The 11,930-nt window shown below is 68.5% G+C and carries 13 protein-coding genes; 1 reads left to right on the forward strand and 12 read right to left on the reverse strand.

Annotated features, from left to right (window positions below):
• Window positions 1-103: 103 nt before the first annotated feature.
• Genes VFU06_08665 through VFU06_08675 form a run of 3 tightly spaced genes read right to left on the reverse strand, consistent with a single transcriptional unit; the run spans window position 104 to window position 3,651 of the window.
• On the reverse strand, window positions 104-1,495 hold the full coding sequence (locus VFU06_08665) for a dihydrolipoamide acetyltransferase family protein (protein ID HEU5209469.1): 1,392 nt from the start codon (window positions 1,493-1,495) through the stop codon (window positions 104-106).
• 33 nt (window positions 1,496-1,528) lie between these two features.
• A complete protein-coding gene (locus tag VFU06_08670) occupies window positions 1,529-2,578 on the reverse strand; it encodes an alpha-ketoacid dehydrogenase subunit beta (protein ID HEU5209470.1) in 1,050 nt (349 codons plus the stop codon).
• Window positions 2,579-2,580: 2 nt separating this feature from the next.
• On the reverse strand, window positions 2,581-3,651 hold the full coding sequence (locus VFU06_08675; protein ID HEU5209471.1) for a thiamine pyrophosphate-dependent dehydrogenase E1 component subunit alpha: 1,071 nt from the start codon (window positions 3,649-3,651) through the stop codon (window positions 2,581-2,583).
• Window positions 3,652-3,832: 181 nt separating this feature from the next.
• On the opposite strand from VFU06_08675, the gene VFU06_08680 reads away from it, so the two are divergent.
• Window positions 3,833-4,036 carry a hypothetical protein gene (locus VFU06_08680; protein ID HEU5209472.1) on the forward strand — a complete coding sequence of 68 codons (204 nt, stop codon included), beginning with the start codon at window positions 3,833-3,835 and terminating at the stop codon, window positions 4,034-4,036.
• Between the two features lie 86 nt (window positions 4,037-4,122).
• On the opposite strand, the gene secG is transcribed toward VFU06_08680, so the two are convergent.
• The 9 genes from secG to VFU06_08725 form a co-directional block, all read right to left on the reverse strand.
• Window positions 4,123-4,524 (reverse strand): preprotein translocase subunit SecG, encoded by a 402-nt coding sequence (gene secG / locus VFU06_08685; protein HEU5209473.1) that lies wholly within the window; start codon window positions 4,522-4,524, stop codon window positions 4,123-4,125.
• 68 nt (window positions 4,525-4,592) lie between these two features.
• Window positions 4,593-5,354: a triose-phosphate isomerase gene (tpiA, locus tag VFU06_08690; protein HEU5209474.1), complete on the reverse strand. Its 762-nt coding sequence runs from the start codon at window positions 5,352-5,354 to the stop codon at window positions 4,593-4,595.
• Window positions 5,351-6,565 carry a phosphoglycerate kinase gene (locus VFU06_08695; GenBank protein HEU5209475.1) on the reverse strand — a complete coding sequence of 405 codons (1,215 nt, stop codon included), beginning with the start codon at window positions 6,563-6,565 and terminating at the stop codon, window positions 5,351-5,353. The genes tpiA and VFU06_08695 overlap by 4 nt, the downstream gene beginning before the upstream one ends.
• A gap of 57 nt (window positions 6,566-6,622) precedes the next feature.
• Window positions 6,623-7,495, reverse strand: a complete 873-nt coding sequence (locus tag VFU06_08700; protein HEU5209476.1) for an alpha/beta fold hydrolase — start codon at window positions 7,493-7,495, stop codon at window positions 6,623-6,625.
• Window positions 7,496-8,038: 543 nt separating this feature from the next.
• A complete protein-coding gene (gap, locus tag VFU06_08705) occupies window positions 8,039-9,058 on the reverse strand; it encodes a type I glyceraldehyde-3-phosphate dehydrogenase (GenBank protein HEU5209477.1) in 1,020 nt (339 codons plus the stop codon).
• Between the two features lie 12 nt (window positions 9,059-9,070).
• Window positions 9,071-9,817, reverse strand: a complete 747-nt coding sequence (locus VFU06_08710) for a double zinc ribbon domain-containing protein (GenBank protein ID HEU5209478.1) — start codon at window positions 9,815-9,817, stop codon at window positions 9,071-9,073.
• A 126-nt stretch (window positions 9,818-9,943) separates the two neighbouring features.
• Complete coding sequence (gene aroE, locus VFU06_08715; GenBank protein ID HEU5209479.1) at window positions 9,944-10,804, reverse strand: shikimate dehydrogenase; 861 nt, start codon at window positions 10,802-10,804, stop codon at window positions 9,944-9,946.
• Entirely contained in the window at window positions 10,801-11,295 is a 495-nt protein-coding gene (locus VFU06_08720) for a low molecular weight protein arginine phosphatase (GenBank protein HEU5209480.1), read from the reverse strand. Before VFU06_08720 ends, aroE begins: the two co-directional genes overlap by 4 nt.
• Window positions 11,285-11,899 (reverse strand): L-threonylcarbamoyladenylate synthase, encoded by a 615-nt coding sequence (locus VFU06_08725; GenBank protein ID HEU5209481.1) that lies wholly within the window; start codon window positions 11,897-11,899, stop codon window positions 11,285-11,287. The genes VFU06_08720 and VFU06_08725 overlap by 11 nt, the downstream gene beginning before the upstream one ends.
• Window positions 11,900-11,930: the final 31 nt, after the last annotated feature.

The following is an 11,930-nucleotide window of genomic DNA, read 5'->3' on the forward strand; positions in this document are numbered from 1 at the left end:
GGGAACGTCGCATGCACCCCGTGCATCGACATCCGGTTCCATCCGTGTCACGCCGCCCTGCTGACTCACTGCGCCTCCATGGCTGCGCGCGAGCGCGCTGCTGCTACGCCTCCTCGGGGAAATTCTCGAGCAGGTCCTTCAGGCGCGAGAGGAAGCGCGCGGCATCCGCACCGTCCACGATGCGGTGATCGTAGCCGAGCGAGAAGAACGAGCGCTTGCGGATCGCGATCGTGTCCATGCCGTCTGCGGTGACGACGACGGCGCGCTTCTCGATCGCGCCCGTGCCGAGGATCGCTGCCGTTCCTTCAGGGATCACGGGCATGCCGACGATGGTGCCGAGCACACCGGGGTTGGTGATCGAGAACGTCGCGCCCTGCACCTCATCGGGCTTGAGCTTGCGGTCGCGTGCACGGCCGGCGAGGTCGTTGATGCGGCGCGCAATGCCCATGAGGTTGAGCTCGTCCGCGTTCTTCACGACCGGCACGATCAGGCCGGGGTTCAGGTCGACCGCCATGCCGATGTTGACGTCACCACGGTACAGCAGGTTGTCGCCGCTCACGGTGGCGTTGACCATCGGGTACTCGGGCAGCACCTGCGCGACGGCCCAGGCGACGAAGGCGGTGTAGCTGACCTTCACGCCCTGCTGCTCCCAGCGTGCCGCATTCGCCTTGCGCACGCGATCGATCTGCGTGAAATCGATCTCGATGAACGAGTGCACGTGGGGCGCGATGCGCTTGGCGCGCACCATGTGATCGGCGGTGAGGCGACGGATGCGGTCCATCGGCTCGACGCGGTCACCCTCGCGGGCCGGGAACTCCGGGTGGCGCACCTGGCCGTAGAACGTTTCCCAGAACTGGTCCGCACCGACGACCGGACCGCCGGCCTGCTTCGGCGCCGCGGGCCGCGCAGGTGCTGCGGGCGCCGACGCGGCCTTCTGGCCGGCATTGCCCGCGGGTGCAGCGGTGCGCTGTTCGAGGAACGCCATGATGTCGTTCCTGGTCACGCGTCCGCCCGTGCCGGTGCCCTCCACCTGTGCGATGTCGACGCCGTGCTCCTCGGCGATCTTGCGCACCAGCGGAGTCGACTTGCGACGCAGTCGATCCTCGGCAGTCTCGTCCCGGCCGTTCGCCGGCGCGGCGGCGGCCGGTGCGGGTGCCGATGCAGCCTGGGCGGGCCTGGCATCGGCGGCCTTCGCCACCTGCGTCTTCTCCTCCGGCGGCGGCTCGCTCGGTGCACTGGCGCCCGCCGCAGCCTTGTCGGTCTCGATCATGGCGATCGGTGTGCCGACCTCGACGGTCGCGCCCTCCTCGACCAGGATCTCGACGAGGGTACCCGCGTTCGGCGAGGGGATCTCGGCGTCCACCTTGTCGGTCGAGATCTCGAGCAGCGCCTCATCGCGCTGCACCTCGTCGCCGACCTGCTTCAGCCACTTCGAGACCGTGCCCTCGGCGATGCTTTCGCCCATCTGGGGCATCGGGACTTCAATACGTGCCATTGGATTGCGCTCCGACGGTTTGGAACGAGCCGCTCAGTAGTTCGCAAGATAGCGGCAGGCGGCGACGATGTCGCTGACCTGCGGCAGGAAATAGTCCTCCAGCGGAGGAGAGTACGGCACCGGTGAATCGAGCGACGTGACGCGCAGGATCGGCGCGTCGAGCCACTCGAAGGCCTTCTCGTTGATGCGCATCGAGATCTCACCGGCAATGCCGCCGGTGCGCGTGTCCTCGTGCACCACGAGCACGCGATTCGTCTTCTTCACGGACTCGATGATCGCCGCTTCGTCCAGCGGCAGCAGCGTGCGCAGATCGAGGATCTCGACGTTGATGCCGTCCTCGTTCTCGAGCTGCTCGGCTGCCTTGCGGCTCTCGTGCACCATCATGCCGTACGTCACGATGGTGATGTCACTGCCCTCACGGTCGAGCCGCGCCTTGCCGAGCGGCACGACGAAGTCGTCCGCCGGCAGCGTCTCACGGAGGAAGGGCGCGCGATACAGCTTCTTGTGCTCGAAGAAGAGGACGGGGTCGTCGTCGCGGATCGCCGCCTTGAGCAGCCCCTTCGCGTCGGCAGCCGTCGACGGATAGACGATCTTGAGACCGGGCGTATGGAAGAACGCCATCTCCGGGTTCTGCGAGTGGAACGGCCCACCCCGCACACCGCCGCCCACCGGTCCGCGAATTACGATCGGGAGCGGGCCACTGCCGCGCCAGCGTGACGTCGCGATGTAGTTCGTCAGCGGCTCGTACGCGCACGAGACGAAGTCCATGAACTGCATCTCGACCACGGGGCGCATCCCCATGTGCGCCGCACCGGCGGCCGCACCCGTGAAGCCCGCCTCACTGATGGGTGTATCGACGATCCGCTTCGGGCCGAAGTGATCGAGGAACCCGTCCGTCATCTTGAACGCGCCGCCGTACACGCCGATGTCTTCGCCGATCACGAAGACGCTGTCGTCGCGCTCCATCTCCTCCCAGAGCGCCTCGCGGATCGCCTCCAGCATCGTGACCGGGCGACCCTCCTCCGTGTTGCGCACGTGCTCCGGCTTCTCGCGCACCTTCATGCTCTGCTCTATCGTCGCCATGCTCACGCTCTGCGGGGATCGGGTGCACCACCACGCGTCCACGGCTGCGGCACGAACGTGCCGCCCGTGACTTCTGCCAGCGCGGTCTCGGGCTCGGGCATCGGTGAAGCCTCCGCCTCCTCGCGCGCCGTCTCGATCTCGGTCGCCACGCGCGCCGCGATCGCGTCCAGCTCCTCCTGCGTCGCGTGACCCTGCTCGAGCAGCGTGCGCTCGTAGCGCACCACCGGATCCTTCGCCTCCCACGCCTCGATCTCGCCTGCGGGCACGTACGCCTGCGCGTCATGCTCCGCGTGTCCCTTGCGCCGGTACGTGATCACTTCCAGCAGCGATGCGCCCTCGCCGTTGCGCGCCCGGGCTGCGGCGCGCGAGACCATGTCATGGACCGCGAAGACGTCATTGCCGTCGCACTGCTCACCGAAGGCGCCGTAACCGGCCGCGCGCTCGACGAACGAGCCCGCCGCGGTCTGGCGACTGACCGGCGTCGAATACGCATAGCCGTTGTTTTCGACGATGACGATCAGCGGCGCACGCTGCACGGCGGCCAGGTTGAAGCCCTCGTGGAACGCCCCGGTCGACGTCATGCCGTCACCGCTCCAGGCAAGTGCGACGCGCGGCTCACCCCGCAGCTTGAACGTCAGTGCGACGCCCGCCATCACCTCGATCATCACGCCGAGATGCGAGATCAGGCCGATGAAGCCGCGATCGTAGTCCGTGAAGTGCACGTTCTGCTCGCGCCCCCACGTGGGTGAATCGCCCTTGGCCATGTACTGACGCAGGAAGTCGACGGGGCGGGCACCCATGACGAGCAGCCCGCCCATGTCCCGGATCGCCGGCGCAACCACGTCACCTGTGGCATCGGTGCGTCGCTGCAGCGCGTATGCGCTCGCCACAGCCGTCGCCTCCTGCCCCAGCGAGCGGTACAGCCCGCCGATCACCTTGTTCTGCCGGTACAGCGTGGTCAGCAGATTTTCGAGCTGACGCGTAAGCTGAAGGTAGTAATAGATCTCGTGAAGCTGATCCCGCGTGAGGCTGGTCTGCGACGCAGCGTCGGCGGTATCCGTCGTGGCGGCCATTCTCATCCTGCGCAGAGTACCCGGGAGCGGGCGGTCCGCTCTCGAAGCGGGCATAATGCGCGGGCCCCGAAGTTGCGTCAAGGAAGGACGTTGCGACGCGCTGCTCTTCCCGCGCATGCCCGTCGCAGCACACGCCGGATGTCGCCCCGTACTCCGGCGCGAATCGAATGCAGGAGACCGCATGCCGAACGACGACCGTCCCGCATGGAACCGCCGCCGGCCAGTCCGGCAGCGCAAGCCGCGCAACGCTGCGGCTCGCCCCTGGTATGCCGATCGTCTCGAGAATCGTCGTGAGACGAGCGACTCGACGCCGCTCGGCCCGTACGAAACGACATACGAGGTCTCGCACGGCTATTCCTGGGAACGCGTGCGAGACGGCGCCTGACGCAGCGCGCGTCGCCTGCAGGAGGAAATGAATGGGGCCCGATCACATGCGGTGATCGGGCCCCATTCGTATCGCGCTGCCGCCGTCTACTGCCCTTCGGGCGGGCTCTGCGGCTCGCCAGCCGGTGCCGTGCCCGGGACCGGCGCGGGCTGCTCACCGGCCCCCTCCTGCGGGGTCGTACCCGGGACCACCGGCTGCAGCGGCTGGACCGGCGCCTGCTGGAACTCCTGGCGCAGGATCGAGTCCGCGGTGGTCGCGCGCGAAGACAGGATCGACAGGATCAGCGCGAGCGCCAGGAAGGCGGCGCCGCCGATCCAGCTGGCCTTGGTCAGCAGCGTTGCGGCCTGCCGGCCGCCGATCACGGAATCCGTGGACGTGCCTGCACCACCCATGGCGGCGAGGCCTCCACCCTTCCCCGACTGCAGCAGCACCACGACCGTGAGCAGCAGGCCATCGAGGATCAGCAGAATCAGCAGGAACGTATACACGCGCGAGCTCCGGAAAACATTCAGTCCCAGCCTTTCAGTTTCGCGGCCGGCCGCGGCCGGCGCAAGGGCTAGCCGGCGTGGACGATCCGGCTGAAGCCCTCGGGGTCGAGGCTTGCCCCTCCGACCAGGAGGCCGTCGACGTCCTCGGCCGCAAGCAGGCCTGCGGCATTTTCCGGCTTGACCGAACCGCCGTAGAGAATCGGCACGCGGGTGGCGGCCTCGCCGACCGTGTCACGGAGCCGGGCCCGCAGGACGGCATGGGCGGAGGCAGCGTCCGAGGGCGTGGCGTTGCGGCCGGTTCCGATGGCCCAGACCGGCTCGTAGGCTATGACGGCCCGTGCCACGTCGTCCGGGTCGAGGTGAGCAAGCGCGGCGTCGAGCTGACGCAGGACGACCTCCTCGAGCCTGCCCGCCTCGCGCTCATCCAGCTTCTCTCCCACGCAGATCATCGGCACCAGGCCGGCCGCGAACGCTGCAGCGGCCTTGCGACCGACCTCCTCGTCGGTTTCGCCGAACACGTGACGCCGCTCCGAGTGGCCGCACAGCACCAGCCGTGCACCGGCCTCGGCGGCCATGGGCGCGCTGATCTCGCCGGTGAAGGCGCCGTGCGTTTCCCAGTGGATGTTCTGCACGCCGAGCAGGATGTCGCTGCGATCGCCCAGTGCGGCGCGGGCCGCGGGAACGGAGACCGCAGGGGGAAAGAACGCGACGGTCCGGTCGTGCGGCACCTGCCCCGAGGCAAGGAAGGATCGGAAGAACGCGGCGGTCTCCGCCGGCCCCTTGTGCATCTTCCAGTTGCCGGCGATCACCGGCTTCGCGAGCGGGCTCATGAGTCCTTCTCGTCGAGCACGGCGACACCGGGGAGGGTGCGCCCCTCGAGGAACTCGAGTGAGGCGCCGCCGCCCGTGGACACGTGCGTGATCCGATCCGCGACGCCCGTCTCCTCAACAGCCGCCGCCGTGTCGCCGCCGCCCACGATCGTGGTCGCGCCGCGGTCCGTGGCGTCCGCCACCGCGCGTGCGACGCCGCGCGTACCTTCCGCGAACGGCTCGACTTCGAACAGCCCCATGGGACCGTTCCACACGATCGTGCGCGCCCGCTCGATGAAGTCACGGAAGGTCGCGACGCTCTTCGGCCCGATGTCGTAGATGGCGCACTCCGGCGGCACCTCTGTGCGCTCCATCAGGAACGTGCGCGCATTCTCCTTTGCCTCACCGGCGACCACGCAGTCGACCGGGAGGACCAGCTTGCTGCCTGCGCGCTCCAGCAGCTCCCCGGCCATCTCCACCCGGTCCTGCTCGACGAGGGACTTGCCGGTCTCCAGGCCGAGGGCGCGGAAGAACGTGTTGGCCATCGCACCGCCGATCACGAGGTGGTCGACCCGCGGCAGCAGGTTCTCGATAACGTCCAGCTTTCCCGAGATCTTGGCGCCGCCCAGGATCGCGACAAAAGGACGCTCCGGTCGTGCCAGCGTGTCGCCGAGGAAGCGAAGCTCCTTTTCCATCAGCATGCCGGCCACTGCGGGACGGCCCTCTTCCTTCATCACCTCGGCGACGCCGCACGTGGATGCATGCGCGCGGTGCGCAGCGCCGAACGCGTCATTGACGTACACGTCCGCCTCTGCCGCGAGCGCCTCGCTCAGCTTCCGGTCGTTGGTCTCCTCACCGGCCAGGAAGCGCGTGTTCTCGAGCAGCAGCACCGAGCCCGGCTGCAGTGCGTCGATCGCATGCCGCGCGTCAGCACCTACGACGTCGCTCACGAAGCTCACGTTGCGTCCCGGCAGGTGGTCGCGCAGGCGCCCGGCCACCGGCGCAAGTGAGTACTCGTCGTTCCACGTGCCCTTCGGCCGGCCGAGGTGAGAGGCGAGCACCACGCGCGCGCCATGCTCCAGCAGGTACTCGATCGTGGGGATCGTCGCGCGGATACGCGTGTCATCGCCGACCGCACCGTTCTCGAGCGGCACGTTGTAATCGACGCGCACGAGCACACGCCGGCCGCGCAACTCGTCCACTCCCAGGTCATGAATCGTTCGCTTCGCCATCCTCAACTCCCGTGGTCCCTGAGCGGGCGGCAACATACCCGGGGCCACGCCGGGCAATCAAGCAGAGCGCCCGGACGCCTGGGCGTCGAAGAACCGCTGCAGCTCGGACAGGAGCGACTCCGGACGCTCCCAGTTGGGTGAGTGACCCGACCCGCGAATCAACGCCAGCCACGCATCGGGGAGCAGCTGGACTGCACGGCGTGCGTGGGCAGGTGGAAGAAAGCGGTCGCGCTCACCCCAGGCGATCAGCACAGGGATCTGCAGCGCGCGCAGCTCCGCGTCCGCCAGCACCTCCGCCTGCCCTCGCAATCCGCAGAAGAGGCGGAGCGCCCGCGGAAACTCCCGCGCTCCTTCCATGACAGACGAGGCGTGCAGGTACTCGACGAGGGCGGCCTCGTGCTCGCGCGGCAGTCGCGCCGACGTCATGAGCAGCCGCAACTGTGCCCGAACGCCTGCGCGCGTCGAGCGGCGCAGCAGGAGCGCACCGCCCGGCCGCGTTCCCGCAACGCGAACCGGCCACGGCAGCCGGTGACCCAGTCCCACCGTATCGATCAGCGCGATGCGACCGACGGGCACCGGCTGCTCCTGCGCGAGCCGGAACGCGACGAGCCCGCCAAACGACGTCGCCGCGATGTCGCAGCCATCCGGCGCCACGGTCCGCAGCCAGGCGCCCAGCCGGTCCGCCACAGCGCAACCGAGCGGGACGCGCAGCTCCATCGGATCGGAAAACGCGAAACCCGGCAGGTCGGGCGCGAGCACGCGGCGTTTCGCCGCCAGAGGACGCAGCAGCCGGTACCAGTTCGCGCCGCCTCCACCTGCACCGTGCAGCAGCACGAGCGGTCTGCCGCGCCCCAGCTCCAGGTGATGCATGGAGCCGCCGCCAACCGGCAGCACACGCGACTCGGCTGCCGCCTCGCCAAGCGCCAGCAACCGCGCCTGCGCCGCCTTCAGTCGATCATGGGAGGTATCAATAAGAGAGCGGCCACGGCATCTTTCGACACCGTGGCCGCTGCGCCCCTCAAGGGTCGCAGGGATGTCCATCTCACTCACCCGCGGGTTGGTTCCTCAGCCACCTGGACTGAAAACCGCACCGAATCAGGACCTCGCGCTGTTACCTCGAGAGGGGTTTCGCAGTAACTGCAGGTGACTACACGAACCGGGTTGCCCACGTCGAGCTCGGCGACATCCCGATGGCCGCACACGGGACACCGATACGTCCCCGAGAGCAGCTCACTGTGAGTGGCCATCATCGCTCCTCCAGCGCGTCCGTAACGTCCCGGCCTGCCTGCGCCAGATACATGCCACGTCAGGCAGAAACGGAGGCTCGACAGCCGCCGCAATGGCTCGCGGTCACCCTCTCAGCCCCATGGTAACACCCCCTCCTGCCTGCGTCAACGGCGGCAGTTGTCCACATGCGAAAGTGGTCGAACTGCCGCCGCTAACTGTATGTCGGACGCTGACTTGTGCGTTTTGTCAGCGAACTCCCGCGACATACGTCGCCAGGTCGACACAGCGGGACGAGTAGCCCCACTCGTTGTCGTACCAGGCCACCACTTTGACGAGCCGATCGCCGATCACCGCGGTGCACGCAAGGTCGACGATCGAGCTGTTCGGGTTGCCGATGTAATCGACGCTGACGAGCTCTTCGTCGCTCACCGCGAGCACACCCTTCAGTGCGCCGTTGGCCGCTTCGCGGAACGCGTCGTTGATCTGCTCGACGGTGACATCGCGCTCGACCTGTGCAACGAGATCGACGATGGAAACGTCGGGCGTCGGCACGCGCATGGAGATGCCGTCGATCTTCCCCTTCAGCTCGGGGATGACGAGCGACGTCGCCTTGGCTGCGCCGGTCGTCGTGGGGATGATCGACATCGCGGCGGCGCGGGCGCGACGGATGTCCTTGTGCGGCAGGTCGAGGATGCTCTGATCGTTCGTGTAGGAGTGCACGGTGGTCATGAAGCCGCGCTCGAAGCCGAAGCTGTCGCTGATGACCTTGACGACGGGCACCAGGCAGTTGGTGGTGCAGCTCGCGTTGCTGATGACCTGGTGCGAGGCGTCGTCGTACTTCTCGTGGTTGACGCCCATCACGATGGTGATGTCCTCGTTCTTGCCGGGCGCCGTGATGATGACCTTGCGAGCGCCGGCAGCGAGGTGCTTGGCTGCGTCCTCCCTCCTGGTGAAGCGGCCGGTCGACTCGAAGACGATGTCGACGCCGAGGTCCTTCCACGGCAGGCTGGCCGGATCCTTCTCCTCGAAGACGCGGATCTCGTCGCCGTCCACCTTGATCCCGGTGCCGGTGGCCTCCACCGAGCCGGGATAGATGCCGTGCACCGAGTCGTACTTGAGCAGGTGCGCGAGCGTGGCGTTGTCGGTGAGGTCGTTGACGGCGATGAAGTCGATGGGGGCGCCTGTCTTCTTGGCGGAGCGGAGGATGTTGCGTCCGATGCGTCCGAAACCGTTGATCGCGACCTTGATCCGGTCGTTCGTGGCCATGATTCGAACTCTCTATGTTCCTGTGAGTCGGCGCGCATCGAGGGCGCGCGCGAATGTGACGGCGGTGACACAGCGTGCGCCCGCCGCGATGAGCGTAACGGCACATTCGGCGATGGTTGCGCCGGTGGTGAGCACGTCGTCGACGAGGATGACGTGCGCATCGTGCAGCAGCGCCCCGGCACCGGGCCGCACGCGAAACGCGCCGGCCACGTTAGCCGCGCGTGCAGCGGGCTGCAAGTGCGTCTGCGTGTCGATGGCGCGCCCTCGCTCGAGCAGCATTTCCGTTCTTCGCCCTGTCAGCCGTGCGTACGCTTCGGCGATGCAGGCGGCCTGGTTGTAGCCGCGTGTGCGCAGTCGCTCTGCCGTGGTCGGCACCGGGATGCAGACGCGGGCCTCCTCGTCGGCGTCGCGGGGCAGCACGATGGGTGCCATGCACTCACCCATGGGCAGCGCGAGGGCGCGCCAGCCGCGGTACTTGAGCTGATGCACGATGGTGTCTGCGGGTGGCGCGAGCAGCACGGCGGAGCGCGCCGCGCGGATGGCGACGGGCCAGGCGACGCATTCCAGGCATTGCGAGGTTCCCTGTCGACCCGTTCGCAGCAGGGGCGCACCGCAGCGCTCACAGTGCGGCCAGGGCAGGCGGCGCAGCCGGCTGCGGCAGAGTCGGCAGACGAGGCGCGCATCGTCGCCGGCGCGGATCGGCTCGCTGCAGGCGAGGCAGGCGGGCGGGAGCAGTACATCGAGAAGCGCGCGCAGCATGCCGGCAGCCTGCTGCTGACCCCGGGGCGATGCGATAGCAGCTCGGGGCGCGACCGTCAGGCAGCGACCAGCACCGTTCGACCGCCCTGCCCCTGGTCCGGCCGCATGTTCGGCGCCCGGCTTGGTTCAGTCGTAGTCCGCGCCAGCTGCAGCACGTCCGACCGGATCCGCGCCACCCGCATCCAGCGCCGCGCGCATGACTTCGAGCGGCGCGTCGCGTCCCGTCCAGCAGCGGTATGCGGCGGCGCCCTGTGCCAGCAGCATGACCGTGCCATCCATGGCGGGGACACCGGCCTGTCGCGCAGCGCGGACGAGCGGCGTTTCGTCGGGCTGGTAGACCAGGTCGAGCACGGCCCCGAAATGGGGCAGCATGTTCTCGCGCATGGGAAGCCGATCGTGGGGACGGAGGCCGAGCGTGGTCGCGTTGACCAGGAGGTCGGCGGAGCCGATCTGGTGTGCGACGCGCAGTCGGGCGGTGCCCAGGCCGTGAACGAGCTGGGCCGCTCGATGAGGTGTCCGGTTCAGCACGTCGACACGCGCGGCGCCCGCCTCGATGAGTGCCCAGGCCGCTGCGCGCGCGGCGCCGCCGGCGCCCAGCAGCAGGACGCGAATCCCTGCAGCACTTCCGATCAGCGCGGACGTTGCGACGTGAACGCCCTCGACGTCCGTGTTGTCCCCGTAAACGAGGCCATCACGCGCCCAGAAGGTGTTGCACGCGCCAGTGCGCACCACCGCCTCGCTGGGCCGGTCGATGGCGGTACGGGCACGCGCCTTGTGAGGCACGGTGATGTTGCCGCCCCCTCCTGTATGCGCAATCGTACGGACCAGCGTCGGAACGTCGGCTTCCGTGCAGCGGAGTGCGACATACACGGCGTCGATCCCCTGCTCCGCAAACGCGGCGTTCACCATGTCCGGGGAGCGCGAATGCGAGACGGGATCTCCGAGCAGCGCGTAGACGCGCGTCGCCGCGCCAATTGTGCGGTTCATGGCGCGAGGATCAGCTCGAGTCGCTCCAGTGCGCGGCCGACGAGGCGCTCGATCTGTGCGAAGGTGCGGCGGTAGGGCTCGATCGTGCCGCCGAACGGGTCTTCGATCGCGCCGGGATCGCCGCCGGCGAACTCGGTGAGCAGCGTCGTCCGGTTCTCGGCATCCGGGTCCAGCTCACGCACCGCGTCCAGGTGCGACGAGCTCATCACCAGGATGAGATCCGCCCAGCGGATCAGCTCCGCGGTAAGCGGCTGCGAGCGGTGTCCTTCGAGATCGATGCCGTGCTCCGCACACACGGCGATTGCATGCTCGGACGCCGGAGCATCCCATCCGGCGGCAACTCCCGCTGAATCGACACGCACGTGCGTCCAGCCGCGCTTCGCGAGGGCCGCGCGCGCGATCGCTTCCGCCATCGGCGACCGACAGGTGTTGCCGGTGCAGACAAAAAGCAGGTTGTACGTGGTGCCCGTGCTCGGTTCCTCAGCCCTCATCGACCTCTCCGATCGCAGTGCGCAGCGCAGTCACCGACACTGCGCCCTCGCGTACCACCCGCGGCGGCACGCGTGACACATCGACTACTGTGGAAGACGGCGTGGGCGGCAGCGCGCCGCCGTCCAGGATCAGGACGTCCGTGCCATCGAGGCGTTCGACTGCACGCACCGCGCCCCCGGCGTCGAGGGCGGCCTCCTGACCCGGCGCATTCGCCGAGGTGGAGGTGATCGGCTCGCGGAACGCCTGCAGCACGCGCCGGATACCCGGGTGTGACGTCGCACGGATCGCAACGGTGCCGTCAACGCTGCGGACCTCCGGCGGAAACGCACCGGCCTCGGTCCGGAGAGCGAGTGTGAGCGGACCCGGCCAGAATGCTTCGGCGAGGCGCAGCGCCGCGGGTGTCCAGGCGAGGCCCGGTGCGTCTTCCGGCCGCGCGACGAGCAGCAAAAACGGCTTTGCCTCGTCCCGTCGTTTGAGTGCCCGCAGTTGTGCCAGCGCCTCCGGCCGAAGCGCGCATCCGAAGCCGTACACTGTCTCCGTCGGATAGGCCACTACCCCGCCCGCGCGCAAATGGTCGAGCACACGGGGGAGTGCTCGCTCCACGTCCTCCTCGCTGCGAAATGGAAGGGTGTCC

This window comes from Longimicrobiales bacterium (assembly GCA_035764935.1).
GTDB lineage: Bacteria > Gemmatimonadota > Gemmatimonadetes > Longimicrobiales > RSA9 > DASTYK01.